Consider the following 20,923-nt stretch of genomic DNA (forward strand, 5'->3'; position numbering starts at 1 on the left):
CTTCCACCCGCCCATGGCGGGTTTCTTTTTTTAGGCCAACATCCGCCCTGCGCCATCGTCACAACATGGCGGCCGCAAAAAAGGGGCCGAAGCCCCTTTGATCATCTGCGTCTGTTGTTTGCTCTTTAGAATACGTATTTGACCCGTGCACTCAGGTTGCGGCCCGGTTCGGTCATCAGGCTGTTATCGGAGCCTTCGGCACGACCGGCGATGCGCTCGTAGCTGGTGTACTCCTTGTCAAACAGGTTGAAGACCCCGACGTTGAGCTGCAGATCGGTCATCGGCTTGAACTGGGCGTACATATCCACCACACCCCAACCGGCGCTCTTCACGTAATCCTTGCCTGTGCTGTCTTTACGTACTTTGTCCATATCGTCGGCAAAGCGCAGCGCGGTGTTAAAGTTCCATTGGGACTGTTCCAGACGCACACCGACCGAGCCGTTCAGCGGGCTCAGGCTGTTGATGTAGTTGCCATCCCCATCCTTGCCTTCGATGTAGGCGAGGTTGCCCCAGACATTGACGATGTCGTTGAGCCAGTAATCCGCCTTGGCTTCGACCCCCTTGGTGGTCGCCTTGCTCAGGTTCTGGTACTGGTAGACGGCGGTGCGCCCCTCTTTGCCCACTTCCACCATTTCGATGAAGTCGTCGAACTTGTTGTAGAAGCTGGCGACTTCATAGCTGAAGCCGTGGCTGTTGCCACGTACACCGAGATCGATGCCGTCGCTGCTCTCCGGATTGAGGTTCGGGTTAGGCTCGATACGGTAGCCATAGGCCTGATGGTTCAGGGTGGAGAAGGCGCTGTCATACATGGGGGCCTTGAAGCCGTGGCTGTACTGGGCGAACAGGTTGGCCGCCTCGTGCGCCTTAAACACCAGACCCAGCTTGGGTGACAACTCCCCTTCGGAGAACTTGTGCAGCTTGTCGCCTGTGTAGGCCGGATCGTTGTCCGGGGTCATCCGGTAGTAGTCATAACGGGCACCCGGGGTCAGTACCCAGCGCTCGCCAAACTTGATCTCGTCAAAGGCCCACAGGGCGCTGCGCTCGCTGGTGGTAGCCGGGAAACTCAGCTCGTTGTAGCCGACAAAATCACCGGGAGTGGTCGGCCCCTTGTAACGGGTACGCTCGTTGTCGGTGTGCTCGTATTCAACCCCCCAGGCCAGACGGTGATTGGCGACCGCTTTGTGGAACTGCAGCTGGGCGCCGATGTTCTGCTGATCGAACACGTTGTGATCCAGCGAGTTTTTGGTCACATAGGGGTTGCCGGGGCTGACCGGATATTTGGATGAGGCGTACTGATCCAGCGTCTGCTTGGTGCGGGCGAAGTAGACCTTGCTATCCATCCGATCGGCCCAGCCTTGATTCAGCGCAATGCCGTGATCCAGCACCACAGAGAGGTTGTCGGTCTGCTTGTCGGTGATGGGCTGATCAAAGACGCGGGCGGTGCCAGTACCGACCTTGTTGAGCTTGACCGCATCCGGCTCCTCGCCATCGGTCAGGTAGTCAACGGTCAGCTTGAGGAACTGCTCATCGGAGAGGTTCCACTTGCTCTTGAGCAGCAGGGCGTGGGTACCGATATCGAATTCGTTCTTGCTGGAGTCGAAATTCTGGGTCACCCCACCATCGCGCCAGGTGTAGCGCAGCAGGTTCTCCACTTCACCAGTGCGCAGGGCGCCGGTAAAGCCCGCCATCTTCTGGTGGCTGCTGGAGGCGTAACCGCTGGTCACATCCAGATAGCTATCCTTGCCCTTGAGGAAATCGCTGGCATCCTTGGTGGTGATGGCAATCACGCCACCCAGCGCATCGGAACCGTAGGCGGCAGACGCCGGCCCCTTGGCCACTTCCACCTGTTTGATCATGTCGGTATCGAAGTAGCTCTGACCGACACCGCCCTTGCTGTAGGCATCGTTCTGGCGCACGCCGTCGCGCACCACCTTGACCCGGTTTTCACCCATGCCGCGGATGACGAAGGTCTGGGCATCACCCTGACCGCCGAGCACGGTCACACCGGGTTCGTAGCGGAACAGATCGGCGACATTGGTGACGACCTGCTCTTCAATCTGCTTGGCGGTGATCACCGAGATGGGGCCGGAGACATCTTCCAGTTTTTGCTCCATCCGTGAGCCGCTGACGACCAAGACTTCATCCGCCTTCTGGGTGGCAGCAAAGACCTGGGAGGAGAGACCGGCCGCCACGGCGAGGGCAACCAGAGAGAGTGCGTTATGATGGGTCACAGCGAATCCTTATTGAGAACTGTTATCAAACAGGCCGCATATTACCCGGCTCTCGACAAAGATCAACAAGAAACGAAATCATTCTCATTTGTTTTGAACCAAATTGGTTTTACACTGTCGCCCTGTGTTGCCCTTATTCTCTATTAGCCCCCGAGATGCACCGGCATCCGGGCATATAAGCCGTGAGATCCCATGATTAGACGACGTCCCCTGCTCGCCCTGCCGCTGCTGCTGGCAGCCTGTGCCACCCCCACCCAACCGACCGTGTCATCACAGTTGCAGACGCTCTATGACTACCGGCTAAGCGGCGAGGGAGACGCAGACTTGACGCTGGAGCAGGCGATCGCGCGCATTGCCGACGCCGACATCATTCTGGTGGGTGAGCTGCACAGCCATCCCGCCGTGCATCTGTTGCAATCGCGCCTGCTGAGCGGGCTCTACAGCGCCGGTCAGCAGCACGGGCGGCCATTGGCCCTCTCCATGGAGCAGTTCAGCCGCGCCGATCAGAAGACGCTGGATGCCTATCTGGCGAACCAGATTGGTGAAGCGGCCTTGATCCGCGCAGGCAACGCCTGGCCCAACTATCCGAGTGACTACCGCCCGCTGGTGGAGTTTGCCAAAGCGCACCAGATGCCGGTGATCGCCGCCAACGCCCCCAAACCGCTGGTGAGTTGCGTCGGTCAGGAGGGGGCTGAGTGGCTCGACAAACTGCCCGCGTCGCGCCGCAGCCAGCTGGCCCGCCAACTGACGCTGGGGGATGACCCCTATCGCCAGAAGTTTATGGCTTCCATGCATCACGGCGACGCCGACAGCAACACCCGCCGCTTCGCCGCCCAGACCAGCTGGGACGACACCATGGCCGAGAGCATGGTGGATTATCTCGCCAAGCACCCGGGCCAGCAGATCATGCATATCGCCGGCAATTTCCACGTCGAGGGGGGGCTTGGGCTCGCCAGTCGCATCGCCAGCCGCAATCCAGCCCTCAAGGTGGCGCTGGTCGTCCCCCGCACAGATGAGACCTCTGTTGCAGATCGCGCAGCCGATGTGCAGGTAACCATCATGCCGCTGCCTAAGCGCTGGCAAAACAGTGACGAGATGAAGCAAGATATGGGCGCGCTGCATCAATCCCGCAGTCGTGACTGCAGCCAGTGGCTGCAACCCTAATCTTTCAGGAAACGGCGGGTAAAATATGGATGTGTTACTGATCATCGATGTGCAGCAAGGCTTGTTCAACGAGCCCCGTTACCGCCAGGAGCAGGTGCTGGCCAATATCAATCGGGCGGCGGCCCATGTCAGGCAGCAACAGGGACGGGTCATCTATATCCAGCATGACTCGCCCCCTGGTACCGAACTGGAACCGGGCACCCCGGGTTGGCAACTGCACAGTGCGCTGCAGCCAGCCAAGAGCGATAGCCGGGTACGCAAGACAGCCTGTGACAGCTTTCTCGATACCGAGCTTGCCTTCCTGCTGGCCGAGCAGCCGGTCGATCGACTGATCCTCTGTGGCTGCGCCACCGATTTCTGCGTCGATACCACGGTGCGCAGTGCCGCCTCCCATGGGTACGAGGTGCTGGTGTTGAGCGATGGTCACACCACCGCCGATCGCCCCCACCTGAACGCGGCCCAGATCACCGAGCACCATCACTGGATGTGGCGCCACCTCAGCCTGCCGGAGGGGCGCAGTGTCACCCTGCTCACCACCGACGAGCTGCTGGCAGTAACACCCGCCCTGCAGCCGTGCTAATCTGCGAGCCTAGCCTCGTTTCTCACCGGAGTCTGTCGTGCGCCTGTTGTCTGCCACCCTGTTGTTGATTGTTCCCCTGCTGTCGGCCTGCTCCAGCTTGCCCGGACAGAAGTATGACAGGCCGGAACCCCTGTTTCTGACCCACATCAACGAGGAGGGGAGCAAGCGCTTCACCTTTGAAGCCGCGCCCAACGACACCTTGCCGCGCGGCCTCTCGGCGGCCCAGAGCCAGCGGCTGCAGGAACAGCGGGAAGCCTTGCAGGAGAACCTGCTGACCGAGACCCTGGCGACCAAGCAGTATTGCCGCCAGGGGTACATAGTGCTGAGCCAGACCTCCTGGAAGGTGCGGGGGGAGTGCAACGAAACGGCCACCGATGCCGATCGTCGCGCTTTTCCCAACAAGGCCAGCTGGCAGGATTGAACAGGCCGGATGAGATAACGCAATAAAAACGGGCAGCCCAGTGGCTGCCCGTTTTGTTATGACGGCTGTCGTGGTCGGCAGGGATCGTCAGACCGGCGCATCGGCCGGGCTGGTGAGCTCGGCACCGTTGTCGATGCGCTTATGCCCTTCCACCAGATGGACGAAATCCACCAGCTCGTCACCGGAGACCGCAAACGCCTGGCCGAAGCCCTTGACGAACAGCCCCTGCTCCGGCTTGAGGCGGAACAGTTTGAAATCCTTGAGGTTGGAGAGACCCATGATGATCTCGCCAAAACGCCCCTCCAGCGCCGCCACCGCCTTGCTCCAGCGAGCGTCGTCACGGGCCACCACTTCGGCCACCGCATCGAAGGTCAAGCGCTTGCGGGCAAACAGCTCGCGGGCACCGCTCTCATCCTCGATCAGCATCAGGGATACCCTGGGCACCTGTTGCAGGTTGCGGGCGTGGCGGGCGATCTCGGAGATCAGCACATAGTAGCCATCTTCCTGCAGCACAAACGGGGCATAGCTGGCATTGGGATTGCCTTCGCCATCGACGGTGGCGAGCTGCAGGGTACGGCAGCTGTCGCGAAACTCGCGGATCTCCGGTTGCAGGCGGTTCTGCAGACGCTCCTGACGTTCACTCATGCTTTGACTTCCTCTTGAGAGTTGTGGCGCAGCGCCATGAAACGGGTGACCTGATCGGCCAGCAGCTGGCGTTTCTCGTCACGACCCAGATAGACCTTGAAAATGCAGCGGCCGGAGTGACCGAAGAATTGGAAGGAGTGCCCCTCCTTGCCCATGAACAGCTTGCTGACCAGCGCAATCCCCGCCACGTTGTCGAGCTTGAGGTGACCATGCAGCTCACCATCGCGGCCCATCAGGTTGTAGTAGCCGCGTGCGTCCTTGCCTTTCGGGAAGGGGGCTTTTACCTCGAAGATGGAACCTTCTGATTCGACGATGGTGGTCACCGGGCCCCAGTCGGCCAGATCTTCCAGCAGACCTTGCGCGCGATCGGCCGGTAGCAGGGTCACCAGCTCGGCGGGCAGATGGCGAACCACCTCCCATTCGCTGATGGCAAGCTGGGCCGCCATGGTAGACGGATGAGCGCCGGGATCCTGCTCCAGCAGCGCGTGAATGCGTTGTGCAATGCTCATGTTTTCTCCCTCTGCGGAACTAGGTCGTCCCGCTGTTTATCATGGCGGCTACTCTAATAAAGCACCGAAATCAATGCAATTGATAATTGCTATCATTATCAGTGCATTTTTTCCAAAGCCTTGATATTCTCGGCGGCACACCCGTTTCATTCACCCCTTCGGAGGTTAGCATGGGCCGTCGTCTTGCCCTCGCCATCACCCTGCTCTGCAGTTCACTGTCTCACTTCTCTGCCGTTGCCGCCGACGGCCAGCAAGAGCGTATCGTCAGTATCGGTCCCGCCACCACAGAACTCATTCTGGCCCTTGGCGGTGAATCGAGCCTGATCGCCACCGATGTCAGCAGCCCCTTGCCAAAAGGGCTGCCCAAGGTGGGTTATCACCGGGCACTGGCCGCCGAAGGGATCCTGAGCCTCTCCCCCACCCGACTGGTGGGCAGTGACGAGATGGGCCCGGCCCCGACCCTGGATCAGCTGCGCCGTGCCGGGGTCAAGGTGGAGGTGCTGGATACCGCGCCGACCCTCGCCAACCTCAATCAGCGTATCGACACCCTCGCCAGCCTGCTGGGCAACAAAGCAGCTGGCGATCGCCTGAAGGCAGAGATCCGGGCCCAGACCGATCAGCTGGCGACGCAAGCCAAACAGAACAAACCGCTCAAGGTCGCCTTCCTGTTGCTGCACAAGGGGCAACCCACCAGCATCGCCGGGGGGGACACCACCGCCAGCGCGCTGGTCTCGCTGGCGGGCGGCATCAATCCGGTCGCCGAATTGCGTAACTACAAGCCGGTATCCGCCGAATCCCTCATCGAGATGCAGCCCGATCTGGTGCTGGTCAGCGGTCGTGACTGGCAGCAGTATGCCGATCCGGCCAAGGTGCTGGCGGAAGTGCCCGCACTGGCCGCTACCCCGGCTGGCAAGCGCAACGCCATTCACGCCATCGACGGTCACGCCCTGCAAGGGGGCCTGAGCCTCAACTCCCTGCAACAGGCGAACCAGATCGCCCAGTGGATCAAGAAGGGGTCATGATGCGCTTGCCCCTCCCCTGGCTGCTGGCCTTCACCACGGCCGCACTGGCGCTGTTGCTGCTCGGTTCGCTGGCAACCGGCCCCATGGCGCTCACCCTGGGCGAGAGTCTACGGGCACTGTTTGCCGGGCAGGAGAGCGGGATTGAGTCGCACAAGCTGCTGATCGTGCAGGAAATTCGTCTGCCGCGTACCCTGCTTTGCATCGCCGTGGGCGGGATCCTCGGGCTCTGTGGCGCCGTGATGCAGGGGCTGTTTCGCAACCCCCTGGCCGACCCCGGCATCATCGGGGTCTCCGGCGGTGCAGCGCTCGGCGCGGCGCTCGCCATCGTGCTGCTGGCACCACTCGGTCAGCAGTTGCAAGCCACCATCGGGGTTGGCCTGCTGCCGCTGCTCGCTTTTCTCGGCGGCGCGCTCACCACCACTCTGGTCTATCTGCTCGGCACCCGTGAGGGGGGCACCTCGGTCACCGTCATGCTGCTGGCCGGGGTCGCCATCACGGCGCTCTCCGGCGCGGTGATCGGCCTGCTCACCTATCTGGCGGACGATCAGATGCTGCGCAACCTGAGCCTGTGGCAGATGGGAACGCTGGCGGCGGGAAAACCGGCCGATGTGGCGCTGGCCCTGCTCACCCTGGCGGCCCTGCTGTGGCTCTTTATGCGCGATGCCAATCCCCTCAACGCCCTGCTGCTGGGTGAAGGAGAGGCTCGTCATCTTGGGGTCAATGTGCAATCCCTCAAGCGCCGCCTGATCCTGCTCACCGCAGCGGGCGTCGGAGTGGCGGTGGCGGTATCGGGGATGATCGGCTTCGTCGGGCTGGTAGTGCCCCATCTGGTGCGCCTGCTGGCGGGCCCCAACCACGTCAGGTTGCTGCCACTCTCGGCCCTGCTTGGCGCCACCCTGCTGCTGGCGGCCGACATGCTGGCGCGCACCCTGCTGGCCCCGGCCGAGCTGCCGGTGGGCATCATCACCGCCCTGCTCGGCGCCCCCTTCTTCATCTGGCTGCTGGTAAAAGGCCGCCGCGCTCTGTGATACGGACTGTTATGCAACCACTCTCATCCTCACTCTCCGCCCCCCTGTTAAGCTGCACCCGACTCAGCCTGCGCCGTGGCCAGCGCCAGATCCTGGATGGGCTCGATCTTAGTCTCGAGAGCGGTACCCTCACCGCCCTGCTCGGCCCCAACGGGGCGGGCAAGAGCTCGCTGCTCAAGTGCCTGACCGGCGAGCTGGAATATGAGGGTTCCATCACCCTGTTTGGCGCGGATCGCCAGCAGTGGGACAGCAGCCAGCTGGCCCACCGGCTCGGGGTATTGCCGCAAAGTTCCTCCCTCAACTTCCCCTTTCTCTGCGAGGAAGTGGTCGCCATGGGGCGCTTGCCCCACAGTGAACCGGCGGCGCGGCGTGACGAGATAGTGGCGGCGGCCATGACCCATGCCGGGGTCGAGCATCTGGCCAAGCGGCTCTATCCGGGGCTCTCCGGCGGCGAGCGGCAGCGGGTGCAATTTGCCCGGGTGCTGGCGCAGATCTGGCAGGCCCCCTCCCCGACCGAGCAGACCGAGCAACCCCGCCTGCTGCTGCTCGATGAGCCCACCTCGGCGCTGGATCTGAAATACCAGCATCAGCTGCTCACCATGGCGCGTGCCCTGGCCAGCCGCAATACCGCGGTGCTGGTGGTACTGCACGACCTCAATCTGGCGGCGCGCTATGCCGATCGGCTGGTAATGCTGGAGCGGGGCAAGCTGATGGCCGATGGCACACCTGCCGAGGTGCTGACCCCTGAGCTGATCGCCCGTCTCTATGACTATCCGGCACAGGTGATCCACCACCCCGAGAGCGGCCTGCCGATGGTGGTGTAATAGAAAAGGGGGTGTCGACAGCGAAGGGGAACATTTTCGCTTGATTCCCTTAAGCCCATCTAACCACATCAAAATTCATCACTGCATAATAAGTGGTGTGAATATCCTCACACTTTGCTCAGGCAAAATCCCCGCAGCATCTACATCTTCTTATAATGGTGCCGCCTCACAGAAGGCATAACTCATTGATGCTACGGAACAAAAACAATGAAAAATATCAACAAGACCCTACTGGCTGCCGCCATCTCCCTCGGGATGCTGGCTGGCTGCAACAGCGACAACGATTCAAAGGCAGCTGATCCCATGGTTCGTTTTGCCACCTTCAACCTCTCTTTTGACCGCACTGCCGCCGGGATGCTGACCGGTGAGCTGGCGCTAACACGCACCGAGCAGGATGCCCTGCTGGCCCGCCTCGCCGAAGGGAGCCTGAGCGGCGCCACTGAAACCAAAGCCAAGAACGTGCAGCAGATCCGCAACGTGGCGGAGATCATCCAGCGCACCCGCCCGGATGTATTCCTGCTCAACGAGTTCGACAACGATGGCAAAGGCGAGAGCACCGCCGATCTGAAAGCCTTCAATGACAACTATCTGGCCCACGCCCAGCACGCCGAGGTGACGGCCATCAGCTATCCGGTGCTGCAGAACTTCGCCACCAACACCGGCTTGCAAAGTGGCTATGACCTCAATCTCGATGGCAAGACCACCGCCGATGATGGCTGGGGCTTTGGCAACTACCACGGCCAATACGCCTTTGCGGTGATGTCCCAATATCCTATCGACACCAAGCAGATCCGTACCTTCCAGCACTTCAAGTGGAAGGATATGCCGGGCGAACAGAACCCCATCATCGACGACTGCTACAACACCGCAGCCAAGATCCCGGCCAGCCGCCAGTGCGGCGATGCCTGGTATGACGACGAGGTGTGGCAGCAGTTCCCGCTCTCCTCCAAGAACCACGCCGATGTGCCGGTGCGAGTGAAGACCGACAAGGGGGAAGAGGTGATCCACTTCCTGATCTCCCACCCGACGCCTCCCATCTACGGCAACGCGGCACGCCACAACGTCAAGCACAACCGCGCCGAGATCGCCTTCTGGAACGACTACGTCAAGGGTCTCAACTACATGACCGATGACAATGGCACCAAGGGTGGGCTGGCCAAAAACGCCAAGTTCGTGATCGCCGGGGATCTCAACGCCGATCCGCTCACCGGCGATGGTGATCTGACCGCGATTCAGGCGCTGCTGGACAACGCCCTGATGAATCAGGCTGTGACCAATGGCACCCTGATCCCGGTGAGCGAAGGGGGCCCCGAGTGTCTGGACAAGGCGGCCGATTGCAAGCGCAATAATGCTCGCCCACACCCGGAGCGCATCACCAGCAGCAGCGGCTTGCAACTTGATCACGTTATCCCCTCTGCCAACCTCAACGTGGTCAAGAGCGGCGTCTTCTGGCCTGCCAGCTTCGAAGCCGGTTATCACCTGGTCTATGATGCGAAACTCGGCATCGCCAAGGGGGTCAGCTCGGATCATCGTCTGGTCTGGATTGATATCGACTAACTCTGCCATGACCCCGCTGCGGCGGGGTCTTTTATTGGCGATGTGTGCAAGTTGACCGCGGCTCATTCATCCACCGCTTGGCATGGCGTCACCCATCCTCAGCCATTGAATGGGCCACCCGATCACAGAACTGCCGTGCCAATGGTGGTATTATGCCTCCTCTTGCCATCCGGCCGCGCGGCGGATCCGGTGGCCCGCCCTCCTCCGCTTTCACTTTTTGAGGACGTATTGATGGAACTGCTTCTGCTTAGCAATGGTAAAGCCAACGAATTTCCCGGTCTGCTCGGCTGGGCCCGGGATCGGGTTCAAAGCCTGCTGGTCCGCAAACAGGTCAAGCGCATCCTGCTCATCCCCTACGCGGTGATCCGCAGCGACTGGGATGCCCGCGCCAACGATCTGACCGAGAGCCTCGGGATCGAAACCATCAGCATTCACCACTTCGATGATCCGGTCGATGCCGTCAATCAGGCCGACGCCATCTTTATCAGCGGCGGTAACACCTGGCGCCTCAACCAGCTGCTGCATGAAAATGGCCTGATCGTGCCGATCCAGCGCGCCGTGCGCGAACGTGGCGTTCCCTATGTGGGCTGGAGCGCCGGTTGTAACGTGGCAACCCCGAGCATCCGCACCACCAATGACATGCCGGTCTGCAACGCCGCCGTGCTGCCTGCGCTGGGCCTGTTCCCGCTGCAGATCAACCCCCACTATCTGGACGCCAGCATCAGCGGCCATATGGGCGAGACCCGCGACGAGCGGCTGGCCGAATTCTGCGCCATCAACCAGAGCGAATATGTGGTGGCCCTGCGCGAAGCGAGTCTGCTGCAGGTAAGTGGTGAGCATCTGGAGTACTGGAGCGCTCGCGATCAGGACTTCAAGATCTTCAAACATGGCCAGGAGCCGCAAGCCTTTATGGACGCGAGCCCCTTGGCCGAGCTGACCCCCTTCAAGGTCGGCTGAGCCACGCAGAGCGCTTCACCACGGGCAAGCGGATAGCTCGCGAAACCGTAAAAACAAAAGAGGGATGGCTCGGCGCCATCCCTCTGTTTATCTTGGGTCTTTATCTTGGGTCTACAGGCACTGCTGCCACATCAGACGTATTCCATAAAGACGCGGGAGGTGAGCTTGGTGATGAGCTCGTAGGGGATGGTGCCAATCTCGTCGGCCACCCGCTCCACCGGCAGCCCCTCGCCCCACAGCACCGCCTCGTCACCGGCCTTGTCGGTCGCGCCCGGCCCCAGATCGACCGTGCTCATATCCATGGAGACACGCCCCACCAGCGGCACGATGCGGCCATTGATCAGCACGGATGTGCCGTTGGGTGCCATGCGCGGATAACCGTCACCGTAGCCGATGGCGATCACGCCAAGGCGAGTGTCACGATCCGCCACCCAGTTGGCGCCGTAGCCCACCGGCTCGCCCGCCTTGTGATCCCGCACCGCAATCAGCTGGGTCTTCAAGGTCATCACCGGCTGCAGGTCATAATCGGCCGCCACCGTGTTGGGGAAGGGCGACACGCCATAGAGGATAACGCCGGGGCGAACCCAGTCGCAGTGGGAGTCCGGCCAGGCCAGAATGCCCGCCGAGTTGGCCATGGCCCGCTCACCCGCCAGCGGCGCGGTCAACTTGCTGAACAAATCGATCTGCTCGCGGGTAGTGGGCTGCTCCAGCTCATCTGAGCGGCTGAAGTGGGTCATGATGTTGAACGGCTGCACCACGTTCTTGCACTTGCCGAGTCGTTCGATAAAGGCGGGCATCTCGTCGGCACGCACCCCGAGGCGGTGCATGCCGGTGTCGAGCTTGAGCCAGGCCACCACGGGGGCTGGCAGCTCGACCTGCTCCAGCGCTTCGAGCTGCTCCCAGGTGTGAACCGCCGTCTGCAGGTTGTTGGCCGCCAGCACCGGCAGATCGTCAGCGGAGAAGAATCCCTCCAGCAGCACGATGGGCTTGACCACGGCGCAGGAGCGCAGCATCAGCGCCTCTTCGATACGGGCCACCGCATAGGCATCCGCATCCACCAGGGTGCGGGCGACCGGCAGCAGTCCGTGGCCATAGGCGTTGGCCTTGACCACAGCGATGATCTTGCAAGCGGGAGCGTGGCGCTTGACCACGGCGAGGTTGTGGCGCAAGGCCGCAGTGTTGATTTGGGCAGTAGCCGCTTTCATGGTTTTCCCTTACGAGGGCACAAATGGTCTCCCCCTCATCGGGCCGAAGACCGCCACTCACTTATCGTCGTCGAAGGCCGGACCGGCATAATTGTCGAACCGGGAAAACAAGCCCCGACCAGCGGCCACTATCTGCTTGCGCCATCGGTCAGGGCAGTCGTGGTGATGGCTAATCCCCCATCACCCTGGGTTTACATCAATAGTCGTCATCAAACGCCGGACCGGCGTAGTTGTCGAACCGGGAGAACTGGCCCTGGAAGGTGAGGCGCACACGGCCGACATTGGCACCGTTACGCTGCTTGCCGGAGATATCCGCCATCTTTCAGGGCACTCCTGGCAATCCCTATCCGGACGGCCTTATCCATTACTTATCAATAATCATCATCAAACGCCGGGCCGGCGTAGTTGTCGAACCGGGAGAACTGACCCTGGAAGGTGAGGCGCACGCGACCGATGGGGCCGTTACGCTGCTTGCCGATGATGATCTCGGCAATCCCCTTGTCCGGGCTGTCATCGTGATAAACCTCATCACGATAGATAAACATGATCAAATCCGCGTCCTGCTCGATGGAGCCCGATTCACGAAGATCCGAGTTGACCGGACGCTTGTCGGCCCGCTGTTCCAGACTTCGGTTCAACTGGGAGAGCGCCACCACCGGGCACTGCAGCTCTTTAGCCAATGCCTTGAGAGAGCGGGAGATCTCGCCGATCTCCAACGTACGGTTGTCAGAGAGCGCCGGCACCCGCATCAGCTGCAGGTAGTCCACCATGATCATCGAGAGGCCGCCGTGCTCGCGCGCCACCCGACGGGCACGGGAGCGCACATCGGTTGGGGTGAGGCCGGAGGCGTCATCGATATACATCTTGCCCTTCTCCAGCAGCAATCCCATGGTGGAGGAGAGGCGCGCCCAATCCTCGTCGTCGAGCTGACCGGTACGCACCTTGGTCTGGTCGATGCGACCGACCGAGGCGAGCATACGCATGATGATCTGCTCGGAGGGCATCTCCAGCGAGAAGATCAGCACCGGCTTGTCGGCGGTGAGGGCCGCGTGCTCGCAGAGATTCATGGCAAAGGTGGTCTTGCCCATGGAGGGACGGGCCGCCACGATGATCAAGTCCGAACGCTGCAAACCGGCGGTCATCTTGTCGAGATCGCCATAACCGCTCGATACCCCGGTCACGCCGTTGTGCGGGGTTTTGAACAGCTCTTCAATCTTGTCGACGGTCTGTTCGAGGATCAACTTGAGCGGCTGGGGCCCCTCGTTGGCGCTGGTGCGCTGCTCGGCAATCTTGAATACCTTGCTCTCGGCCAGATCGAGCAGATCGCCGGAGGTACGGCCCTGTGGCTCGTAGCCCGCTTCGACTATCTCGTTGGCGACCGAGATCATCTCCCGCACCACCGCCCGCTCGCGCACGATTTCGGCGTAGGCGTTGATGTTGGCGGCACTCGGGGTGTTCTTGGCGATCTCCACCAGATAGGCGAAGCCACCGGACTCCTCCAACTGCTCGGAGCGCTCCAGCTCCTCCTGCAGGGTGATGAGGTCGATGGGGTTGCCCGCGTTGGAGAGGCGGGTCATGGCCTGGAAGATCAGCCGGTGCGGACGGCTGTAGAAATCCTGATCGATCACCCGCTCGGCAACCCGATCCCAGGCATCGTTATCCAGCATCAGGCCGCCCAGTACGGACTGTTCGGCCTCAAAAGAGTGGGGAGGAACTTTCAGCTGTTGTGTCTTGGCGTCTTTTTTCGCCGTCACTTGCTCTGCCATACACATAAAAACCGCAGCGGGAAGGGGACGGGAATTTTACAAAAGAAAGCCAACTACGGCGAGCCCTATCTGGCGGCTCATACCATCATAAAGGGCCAGACCAGGGCCGGCTCACTCTTGTTACTTTTGATTTTGCTACGCATTTTGCGTTCCTTGCGACTCAATCGTCTGCTTTTCATGCGGTGTACTCCTGCTCTTGACGCCTGATGACCAGACAACTCGTTCATGAATAATTCATGCCAACAGTGATAATGATGAATACAAGCTGCGACACAATTAGGGACAGGCAGCCTGCCATGCGCCTTGCTGAGCTTGCCAAAGCGGAGCATGCCCCACCCACAGACGAGAGTGAAAAGAGTCAAAATGAAAAAGATGCTGACCCTGTTTGCCGTGATCCTGGCCATTGGCCTGGGGGCACCTCACGCCGAAGCCAAGAAATTTGGCGGCGGCAAATCCTTTGGTAAAAGTTACAAAACTGCGCCGGCCCAGCCTGCGGCCAAACCGGTCGACACCAAGAACCCGGCACTGGGTGCCCAGACTGCGCCGAAAAAGAGCGGCATGATGGGTGGCCTGCTGGGCGGCCTGCTGGCCGGTGGCCTGTTTGCCTACCTGCTGGGCAGCGGTGCCTTTGAAGGTCTGCAAGGAATGGACTTCCTGCTGATCGCCCTGCTGGCACTGGGTGCCGTGTTCCTGCTGCGCACGTTGCGCCGGGGCAAGGTCGCGATGCCACAGCCACAACAGGCGGCCTATGCGGGCTATCAGCCACCGCAATCCGCGGCCCCGCAGCAGTTCGAGCAGAACAACAGCGCACCGCAAGCGACCGGCTTTGCCGACAGCGACGTGCCGTTCCGCCTGCCGCCAGGCTTTGACATGAACAGCTTCCTGGCCGGTGCCCGCGATCACTATCGCACCCTGCAAGAGGCGTGGAACAAGAACGATCTGGAAAAAGTGCGCGAGTATGTCAGCCCGGAGCTGTTCGAACAGCTCAAAGCCGAGCGCGCCGAACTGACTGGCGACCAGCACACCGAAGTAATGTACGTTGACACCCAGCTGGTGCGCGCCGACTACGGCAGCGACTGGGCTCAGGTGAGCGTACGCTTCAGCGGCCGCTACATGGACCGTCAGGAGCAGGTCGAGGAAGATATCAAAGAGGTGTGGCACCTCGAGCGCGATCTGGCCAAGAACAATGCCCCCTGGCATATCGTCGGTATCGAGCAGCTGTAAGGTTTAAGATTGTCACTGCGCAAGAGGCGGCCCACGGGCCGCCTCTTTTCATTTCATCCCCTCATTTCTCACTGGCAATGGTCATCGTCATGGGTGAGTGAAGCGTTGTGACCACCACCCGGACGTGCCTTTATGGCATACTCCCCAGCCAGCCATGCCCGAGGAGATGATTTGATGGCCAAGTACGACAAGATTTCCCCCGAGACCCAGCAGGAGGCGATGAAAATTGCCCGTGCCAACCAGAAGCCGGGGCAGACCAAGGAGCAGACCCAGCTTATCGCGCAAGGGATCCAGAAAGGCATCGACGAATACAAGAAGCAGATGAAGGCGCGGGCCCGCGAAGCGAGCCGCCAGAAAAAATTGCAGGCCAAAGCCAGGCAGCCACAGGGCACGCCACAAACCGAAGAGCAAGACGATCAGCTCGAACTGGTTGAAGTGAGCCATCAGCATCCCCTGCCCTGGATCTTGCTGGTGCTGAGCTGGCTGGGTTTTGCCGCCTGGTTCTGGTTGCGCTGAGGCTAGCGGTAGCAAACCATTATCCGGGATCCTCTTCACAGCCCGAGCCCGGGCTGCTGGTGATTACCTGCAAAGAGTGATTAAATCCCGCGCCTCTTGCTTAAGACACCCGTTTTTTGACGATCAGTTTTCAGGAAAGATGTTATGAACCCCGCTCCGCTCTATCTGCTGGCCCCTTTTGTGCTGTTCCTTGTGACCATGCTGCTCTATCGTATCTCGCCGCTGCGGGCTGTCGCCGCCGGTGGGGTACGCTGGTTTATCCTGCCGGCCTTCACCCTGTTTATTCTGCTGATCATCATCAACGGTGCCGCCGATCCCGCCCTGCGCAATCCGGCATTCCACTGGCTGATGCCGGGGCTGGGCTTTGCCCTGAGCCTGTTTCCAGCCCTGCCCAAAGCTCTGGTACCACGGCTCGCCATCAAGGAGGGTGCCTTCGCCGCACTCGGCCTGATGCTGATGAGCCTGGCCATGGTCTACTGACCGACTGGCCACCGCCGTTAGCATGACGCAAGGGGCGCTCTGTGACGGGCGCCCCTTGCACCAACAATGGCCTGCAGGCATCTTGGTGACAGGATATCCAGCAAGGAGGCCAGATGGACAATCCGCCCGATTTCATGGCGCTGTGGGACTATCAGGATCCCGCCGCCACCGTACTGCGTTTTCACGCACTCCTTCCCGAAGCACGCGCTGCCGCCGACCTGCAACTCGAACTGGAGTTGCTGACCCAAATTGCCCGCACCCATTCGCTGCAGCGCCAGTTTGCGAAAGCCCATCAGTTGCTCGACGAGATAGCGCCTCGCCTCACCGATGCAACCCCCAGAGCGCGGATCCGGACCCTGCTGGAGCGAGGCCGCACCTTTAACTCGGCGGGTGACAAGACCAGTGCCAAAACCCTGTTTGAACAAGCCTGGCAGTGGGGACTCAAGGAGAAGGAGACCTATCTCGCCATCGACGCCGCCCACATGATCGCCATCGCGGCGCCGCTGGAAGAGCAGAGCCGCTGGCATCAACTGGCGATGGAGCTGGCGGAGCGCAGCAGTGACGAGAAGGTGCGTGGCTGGCTGGCCCCCCTTTACAACAATCAGAGCTGGACCCTGTTCGAGCTGGGCCGCTTTGAGGAGGCGAAAATCCAGCAGCAGAAGTGTCTGGCCTGGCATCTGCAGCATAACCATCCGGCCAAGGCGTTTATCGCCCGCTGGAGTCTGGCTCGGCTGACCCGGGCCATGGGCCTGCATCAACAAGCGCTGGCAGAGCTACACCAGCTCAAGGCCGATATGGCCGAGGCGGGTGAGCCGGAGGATGGTTATCTGTTCGAGGAGTTGGGGGAGAATGCCTTGGTGCTTGACGATCCGCTGGCCGCGGAATACTTCTCCCGCGCCTGGTTTTTGCTGTCGCAGGACCGCGGGTTCAGCACCAACGAGGGGGAGCGACTGGCCCGCCTCAAGCACCTTGCCAAACTCTGATCCCCAAAATAGAAAGGGCGGCACGCTAGCCGCCCTTTACTTCGACAAGATGGTTCAGGCCCGATTGGACTCTTCCCACCCCTGCTTTTTACGGTAAATGGTGGAGGGGCTGATCTCGAGCAGTGCCGCCGCCTTGGGAATATTGCCGTCACAGCTGGCAATGGCCTGTTCGATCACCTCTTTTTCCACCAGCCAGAGCGGGCGGATCGGCCCATTGGCCGCCCCGGTGGCCGCCGGAGCCGATGTCACCGCTGCCGCAATCGCCGCCGGCAGCTGGGGACGAACCCCATTGAGTGGTGGCGGCAGAATATCCGGGCTCACCAGCTCCTTGTCGTTGAGCACCACGATATTGCGCACCACGTTTTGCAGCTCGCGTACGTTGCCGGGCCAAGGGTAGTCGAGCAGCACTCGCGCCGCCTCGACATCGAAATCCTTGAAGCGTTTGTTCTCTTCTTTGGCGTAGCTCTGCAGCAGGGTGCGCGCCAGCAGCAGGATATCCTCGCCCCGCTCCCGCAGCGGCGGTAGGGTGAGCGGAATGACGTGGAGCCGATAGTAGAGATCTTCGCGAAAACGGCCCGCTTTCACCTCCACCAGCGGATCCCGGTTGGTGGCGCAGATAAAGCGCACATCCACCGTCTCTAGCTTGCCGCTACCAACCCGCTGCACGGTGCCGGTCTGAATGAAGCGCAGCAGCTTGCTCTGCAGATCCAGATCCATTTCGCAGATCTCGTCGAGAAACAGGGTGCCGCCATCGGCCAGACAGGCTGCGCCTTTGCGATCCCCCTGGGCACCGGTAAAGGCACCCTTCACATGGCCGAAGATCTCGCTCTCCATCAGATCGTGGGGAATGGCGGCGCAGTTAAGGGCAATAAAGGGCTGTTCGCGGCGGGGACTGCACTGGTGGATCGCTTCGGCACACACCTCTTTGCCGGTGCCGCTCTCGCCAGTGATAAAGACGGTTGCCTTGCTGGGCGCCGCACTCTCGATGATGCGATAGACCGCCTGCATCGACATAGAGGCACCGATAAAGCCAAAAAATGAGCTGCGTTCGAAACTCTCCCGATAGTGGGCTATCAGCGAGCTCAACTGCTGGTGTTGCAAGGCGTTGCGGACGGTGGCGCAGAGCCGCTTGCTATCAAACGGTTTAGTCAGAAAATCTAAGGCACCGAGGCGCATCGCCTCTACCGCCACATCTACCGAGCCGTGGGCGGTGATCACCACCACCGAGCAGGGCAGTTGCTGTTCGGTGATCATCTGCAAAATATCCATGCCGGGCATATCCGGCAGCTCCAGATCCAGCAACACCACGGGGGGAGGACTTGCCAGCAACAGCGCTAGCGCCTGCTGACCGCAGTCGGCCAGCACCACCTCGTACCCCTCCTGGCGCAGGTACTGTTCATAGACCACCGCCAGACTACGAGTATCTTCCACCAGCAGGACACGTGATTTATTTTGAACCACTGGACTCATCCTTGTATTTGATTCTGCGATCTATTTTGCCTTATTTTCGCGCGCAAACCCAACGCCAAGACAGCTCTGTTATCCCGCGATTGCAGAGAATACACAAGTAAAAACGGCTCCTTAAGGAGCCGTTTTTCACTACAAGAAGAATTACTTCTTGGCGTCGTCAGCAGTCGGCTTCTCGATAGCCAGCAGCTCAACGTCAAACACCAGCACGGCATTCGCCGGGATGGAACCTGCACCGTGCTCGCCATAGGCCAGCTTGGACGGCAGGAAGAACTTGAACTTGGAACCCACCGGCATCAGTTGCACGCCTTCGGTCCAACCCGGGATAACCTGGTTGAGCGGGAAGGTAGCCGGCTCACCGCGATCGACGGAGCTGTCGAACTTGGTGCCGTCGGTCAGGGTGCCGGTGTAGTGAACCTTGACGATGTCGGTAGACTTCGGCTTGGCGCCGTCACCCATCTTCTCGACCACGTATTGCAGGCCGGATTCGGTGCTCTTCACCCCCTCTTTCTTGGCGTTGGCCGCCAGGTACTCTTCGCCTTTCTTCAGATTTTCAACGGAGTCTTTCTCGGCCTTGGCCTTGGTCAGCTCGTTGATCTTGGCATCGTAATCCTGCAGTACTTTTTGGATCTCTTCATCCGTCATCTTGGCTTCTTTGCCCAGACCATCGGTGACCCCTTTCAGGATCACGGCGTTGTCCAGTTTGATGCCCAGTTCCTGCTGACGCTCGAGGGTGTTTGCGATATAACGACCCATGGAGAGGCCAATTGCGTAGCCGGATTGCTCTTCAAAGCTCTTGGCTTCGGCCTTGGTCGCCTCTGCCGGCTTGCTGGCTTCTGCCTTCACTTCGGCGGTATTGGCCGCAGCAGGCTTCTCGTCTTTTTGGCAAGCAGTCAGACCGACGGCAACCGCCGCCGCCAACAGGGACACCTTCAGAAATTTGTTCATCAGTTTCTCCAAACTCCAAATACCGCTCTCGGTTCCATCGTGAAATGAGAGGTTTATCGTGATAAGCGCCTTATACTAACGCCGTGATCGCAGGTAACAAAAGCGTGAGACCGCAAAAATGATAAAAAGTGCCATTTATCTGGTGAGCCTCTGTTTAATGCTCACCGGTTGCGAGCAGAGCTCCCAACCCAACCAGCAAATGACCCTCGCCAGCACGGGTCTGCTGACTGCAGATCTCTCCAGTGATGGCAAGCAGGCCATTGTCTCCAGCATCCGCCAGGGCATCATCGTCTGGGATCTGGAACAGAACCGTCAACGCTGGCGCTGGAAGCAATCCGACTCAGCTGATGATCTGGTGTTCATTACCCGCTTTTCCGAAGGCAACAGCCATGCCGTCACCGCCACCTCCGACACCTTTGCCATCTGGCGGCTGCAGGACGGGCAGTCACAAGGCTACTACTCCCTTCCTGAATCCAAACTGAGGGATATAGCGCTCTCTGCCGACGGGCGTTATGCGCTGATAGGTCGGGAAGATGGCAAAGCCGAGTGGCTCGATACCCGAAGCGGTCGTCGCCTGCAGTTCCTGGGGCATACCGAACAGGTCAATACGGTGGATCTCTCCGCCAACGGTCGCTACGCCCTGACCGGCGGCAACGACTATAGCGCCTATCTGTGGGACACTCGCAGCGGGCAGGTGATCTGGCGGTTCAACCATGGTGGCCGGGTGATCATGGCCAGACTGGAGCCGAGCGGCCGCTACGCCTTCACCGCCGACAGCAGCCGGGCCAGCATCTGGGATCTGAAAACCGGCAAGGAGGTGAGTCAGCTGCAATATGATCACCGCTTCGAGGTCTACACCAGCGCCCGCTTTGTCAATGATGGCAAGTGGCTCATCACTGGTGCCCCTTCCCGCCAGCTCTCCCTGTGGCAAGTGAGCGATGGCGCCCTGTTGCAGAGCTGGCGTGTCTCCCCCACTCCCAAGGTGAAACCACCCAGTGCTGTGGTTTATGGCGTTGCTTTGCGCGACAATAGTCACCTTGTCAGTGCCAGCTCCAGTGGTCTGGCCGAAATCTGGACAATCAAGTAAGGACCCGAAGGCCCATGAGTCAGCATTTAAACGAACGAATCGAAACCCTGGAAACCCGTCTCGCCTATGCGGAGTACACCATAGAGCAGCTCAACGACGAGGTAACCACCCAGGGCCGTGAACTCGATCGACTCAAATACCAGATCCAGCTGCTGATCGACAAACTGCAAAGCGTACAACCCAGCCAGATTGCCAGCATGGCCGAAGAGACCCCGCCGCCGCACTACTGAACCGGCGCTATCTCTGCTCAGGCAATATGGTCTGGCACCACCGTCAGCCAATAAAAAACCCGCGATAATCGCGGGTTTT

The 20,923-nt window shown here is 60.5% G+C and carries 21 protein-coding genes; 14 read left to right on the forward strand and 7 right to left on the reverse strand.

Annotation, left to right across the window (positions count from 1 at the left end; genetic code table 11):
- Positions 1–125 precede the first annotated feature (125 nt).
- Complete coding sequence (locus NMD14_15325; GenBank protein XEI32115.1) at positions 126–2,231, reverse strand: TonB-dependent hemoglobin/transferrin/lactoferrin family receptor; 2,106 nt, start codon at positions 2,229–2,231, stop codon at positions 126–128.
- Positions 2,232–2,423: 192 nt separating this feature from the next.
- On the opposite strand from NMD14_15325, the gene NMD14_15330 reads away from it, so the two are divergent.
- The 3 genes from NMD14_15330 to NMD14_15340 are packed head-to-tail and all read left to right on the forward strand — an operon-like array spanning position 2,424 to position 4,396.
- On the forward strand, positions 2,424–3,395 hold the full coding sequence (locus tag NMD14_15330) for a ChaN family lipoprotein (GenBank protein ID XEI32116.1): 972 nt from the start codon (positions 2,424–2,426) through the stop codon (positions 3,393–3,395).
- 25 nt (positions 3,396–3,420) lie between these two features.
- Positions 3,421–3,975, forward strand: a complete 555-nt coding sequence (locus NMD14_15335; GenBank protein XEI32117.1) for a cysteine hydrolase — start codon at positions 3,421–3,423, stop codon at positions 3,973–3,975.
- Between the two features lie 37 nt (positions 3,976–4,012).
- Entirely contained in the window at positions 4,013–4,396 is a 384-nt protein-coding gene (locus tag NMD14_15340; protein XEI32118.1) for a hypothetical protein, read from the forward strand.
- Positions 4,397–4,483: 87 nt separating this feature from the next.
- Here NMD14_15340 and hutZ read toward each other — a convergent pair whose 3' ends face one another.
- A complete protein-coding gene (gene hutZ, locus NMD14_15345) occupies positions 4,484–5,041 on the reverse strand; it encodes a heme utilization protein HutZ (GenBank protein ID XEI32119.1) in 558 nt (185 codons plus the stop codon).
- Entirely contained in the window at positions 5,038–5,550 is a 513-nt protein-coding gene (gene hutX / locus NMD14_15350) for a heme utilization cystosolic carrier protein HutX (GenBank protein ID XEI32120.1), read from the reverse strand. The genes hutZ and hutX overlap by 4 nt, the downstream gene beginning before the upstream one ends.
- Before the next feature lie 170 nt (positions 5,551–5,720).
- Between hutX and NMD14_15355 the strand changes: the two genes are divergently transcribed.
- The 5 genes from NMD14_15355 to pepE all read left to right on the forward strand — a co-directional run bounded on the left by NMD14_15355 (position 5,721) and on the right by pepE (position 10,938).
- A complete protein-coding gene (locus NMD14_15355) occupies positions 5,721–6,572 on the forward strand; it encodes an ABC transporter substrate-binding protein (GenBank protein XEI32121.1) in 852 nt (283 codons plus the stop codon).
- Positions 6,569–7,600: an iron ABC transporter permease gene (locus tag NMD14_15360; GenBank protein XEI32122.1), complete on the forward strand. Its 1,032-nt coding sequence runs from the start codon at positions 6,569–6,571 to the stop codon at positions 7,598–7,600. Before NMD14_15355 ends, NMD14_15360 begins: the two co-directional genes overlap by 4 nt.
- Before the next feature lie 11 nt (positions 7,601–7,611).
- Complete coding sequence (locus NMD14_15365) at positions 7,612–8,424, forward strand: heme ABC transporter ATP-binding protein (GenBank protein XEI32123.1); 813 nt, start codon at positions 7,612–7,614, stop codon at positions 8,422–8,424.
- A gap of 207 nt (positions 8,425–8,631) precedes the next feature.
- Positions 8,632–9,981 carry an endonuclease/exonuclease/phosphatase family protein gene (locus NMD14_15370; protein ID XEI32124.1) on the forward strand — a complete coding sequence of 450 codons (1,350 nt, stop codon included), beginning with the start codon at positions 8,632–8,634 and terminating at the stop codon, positions 9,979–9,981.
- A gap of 231 nt (positions 9,982–10,212) precedes the next feature.
- Positions 10,213–10,938, forward strand: coding sequence for a dipeptidase PepE (pepE, locus tag NMD14_15375; protein ID XEI32125.1), 726 nt, complete (start codon positions 10,213–10,215; stop codon positions 10,936–10,938).
- 131 nt (positions 10,939–11,069) lie between these two features.
- On the opposite strand, the gene alr is transcribed toward pepE, so the two are convergent.
- Positions 11,070–12,143 carry an alanine racemase gene (gene alr / locus NMD14_15380; GenBank protein ID XEI32126.1) on the reverse strand — a complete coding sequence of 358 codons (1,074 nt, stop codon included), beginning with the start codon at positions 12,141–12,143 and terminating at the stop codon, positions 11,070–11,072.
- Between the two features lie 371 nt (positions 12,144–12,514).
- The gene (gene dnaB, locus NMD14_15385) at positions 12,515–13,909 is read right to left on the reverse strand and encodes a replicative DNA helicase (GenBank protein XEI32127.1); all 1,395 of its coding nucleotides are present in this window, start codon (positions 13,907–13,909) and stop codon (positions 12,515–12,517) included.
- 363 nt (positions 13,910–14,272) lie between these two features.
- On the opposite strand from dnaB, the gene NMD14_15390 reads away from it, so the two are divergent.
- The 4 genes from NMD14_15390 (at position 14,273) to NMD14_15405 (ending at position 17,112) form a co-directional block, all read left to right on the forward strand.
- Entirely contained in the window at positions 14,273–15,133 is an 861-nt protein-coding gene (locus NMD14_15390) for a Tim44-like domain-containing protein (protein XEI32128.1), read from the forward strand.
- A 174-nt stretch (positions 15,134–15,307) separates the two neighbouring features.
- A complete protein-coding gene (locus tag NMD14_15395) occupies positions 15,308–15,649 on the forward strand; it encodes a DUF2956 domain-containing protein (protein XEI32129.1) in 342 nt (113 codons plus the stop codon).
- Positions 15,650–15,793: 144 nt separating this feature from the next.
- On the forward strand, positions 15,794–16,129 hold the full coding sequence (locus NMD14_15400; GenBank protein XEI32130.1) for a hypothetical protein: 336 nt from the start codon (positions 15,794–15,796) through the stop codon (positions 16,127–16,129).
- A 113-nt stretch (positions 16,130–16,242) separates the two neighbouring features.
- On the forward strand, positions 16,243–17,112 hold the full coding sequence (locus NMD14_15405; GenBank protein ID XEI32131.1) for a hypothetical protein: 870 nt from the start codon (positions 16,243–16,245) through the stop codon (positions 17,110–17,112).
- Positions 17,113–17,166: 54 nt separating this feature from the next.
- Here NMD14_15405 and NMD14_15410 read toward each other — a convergent pair whose 3' ends face one another.
- Both NMD14_15410 and fkpA read right to left on the reverse strand, forming a co-directional pair.
- On the reverse strand, positions 17,167–18,573 hold the full coding sequence (locus NMD14_15410) for a sigma-54 dependent transcriptional regulator (protein XEI32132.1): 1,407 nt from the start codon (positions 18,571–18,573) through the stop codon (positions 17,167–17,169).
- Positions 18,574–18,723: 150 nt separating this feature from the next.
- On the reverse strand, positions 18,724–19,527 hold the full coding sequence (gene fkpA / locus NMD14_15415; protein ID XEI32133.1) for an FKBP-type peptidyl-prolyl cis-trans isomerase: 804 nt from the start codon (positions 19,525–19,527) through the stop codon (positions 18,724–18,726).
- A 118-nt stretch (positions 19,528–19,645) separates the two neighbouring features.
- On the opposite strand from fkpA, the gene NMD14_15420 reads away from it, so the two are divergent.
- Positions 19,646–20,614 (forward strand): hypothetical protein, encoded by a 969-nt coding sequence (locus NMD14_15420; GenBank protein XEI32134.1) that lies wholly within the window; start codon positions 19,646–19,648, stop codon positions 20,612–20,614.
- Between the two features lie 14 nt (positions 20,615–20,628).
- Positions 20,629–20,844 (forward strand): SlyX family protein, encoded by a 216-nt coding sequence (locus NMD14_15425; protein XEI32135.1) that lies wholly within the window; start codon positions 20,629–20,631, stop codon positions 20,842–20,844.
- The last annotated feature ends 79 nt before the right edge of the window (positions 20,845–20,923 follow it).

This window comes from Aeromonas veronii, assembly GCA_041319085.1.
In the GTDB taxonomy this organism is placed as follows: Bacteria; Pseudomonadota; Gammaproteobacteria; order Enterobacterales; family Aeromonadaceae; genus Aeromonas; species Aeromonas veronii_F.

Bases quoted from the DNA above. Each gene is read 5' to 3' on its own strand.
- NMD14_15420 (XEI32134.1), top strand. From the start codon at position 19,646: ATGATAAAAAGTGCCATTTATCTGGTGAGCCTCTGTTTAATGCTCACC.
- NMD14_15360 (XEI32122.1), top strand. From the start codon at position 6,569: ATGATGCGCTTGCCCCTCCCCTGGCTGCTGGCCTTCACCACGGCCGCA.
- NMD14_15395 (XEI32129.1), top strand. From the start codon at position 15,308: ATGGCCAAGTACGACAAGATTTCCCCCGAGACCCAGCAGGAGGCGATG.
- NMD14_15425 (XEI32135.1), top strand. From the start codon at position 20,629: ATGAGTCAGCATTTAAACGAACGAATCGAAACCCTGGAAACCCGTCTC.
- NMD14_15370 (XEI32124.1), top strand. From the start codon at position 8,632: ATGAAAAATATCAACAAGACCCTACTGGCTGCCGCCATCTCCCTCGGG.
- NMD14_15405 (XEI32131.1), top strand. From the start codon at position 16,243: ATGGACAATCCGCCCGATTTCATGGCGCTGTGGGACTATCAGGATCCC.
- pepE (XEI32125.1), top strand. From the start codon at position 10,213: ATGGAACTGCTTCTGCTTAGCAATGGTAAAGCCAACGAATTTCCCGGT.
- fkpA (XEI32133.1), bottom strand. From the start codon at position 19,527: ATGAACAAATTTCTGAAGGTGTCCCTGTTGGCGGCGGCGGTTGCCGTC.
- NMD14_15335 (XEI32117.1), top strand. From the start codon at position 3,421: ATGGATGTGTTACTGATCATCGATGTGCAGCAAGGCTTGTTCAACGAG.
- hutX (XEI32120.1), bottom strand. From the start codon at position 5,550: ATGAGCATTGCACAACGCATTCACGCGCTGCTGGAGCAGGATCCCGGC.
- NMD14_15355 (XEI32121.1), top strand. From the start codon at position 5,721: ATGGGCCGTCGTCTTGCCCTCGCCATCACCCTGCTCTGCAGTTCACTG.
- hutZ (XEI32119.1), bottom strand. From the start codon at position 5,041: ATGAGTGAACGTCAGGAGCGTCTGCAGAACCGCCTGCAACCGGAGATC.
- NMD14_15400 (XEI32130.1), top strand. From the start codon at position 15,794: ATGAACCCCGCTCCGCTCTATCTGCTGGCCCCTTTTGTGCTGTTCCTT.
- NMD14_15330 (XEI32116.1), top strand. From the start codon at position 2,424: ATGATTAGACGACGTCCCCTGCTCGCCCTGCCGCTGCTGCTGGCAGCC.
- dnaB (XEI32127.1), bottom strand. From the start codon at position 13,909: ATGGCAGAGCAAGTGACGGCGAAAAAAGACGCCAAGACACAACAGCTG.
- NMD14_15365 (XEI32123.1), top strand. From the start codon at position 7,612: ATGCAACCACTCTCATCCTCACTCTCCGCCCCCCTGTTAAGCTGCACC.
- alr (XEI32126.1), bottom strand. From the start codon at position 12,143: ATGAAAGCGGCTACTGCCCAAATCAACACTGCGGCCTTGCGCCACAAC.
- NMD14_15390 (XEI32128.1), top strand. From the start codon at position 14,273: ATGAAAAAGATGCTGACCCTGTTTGCCGTGATCCTGGCCATTGGCCTG.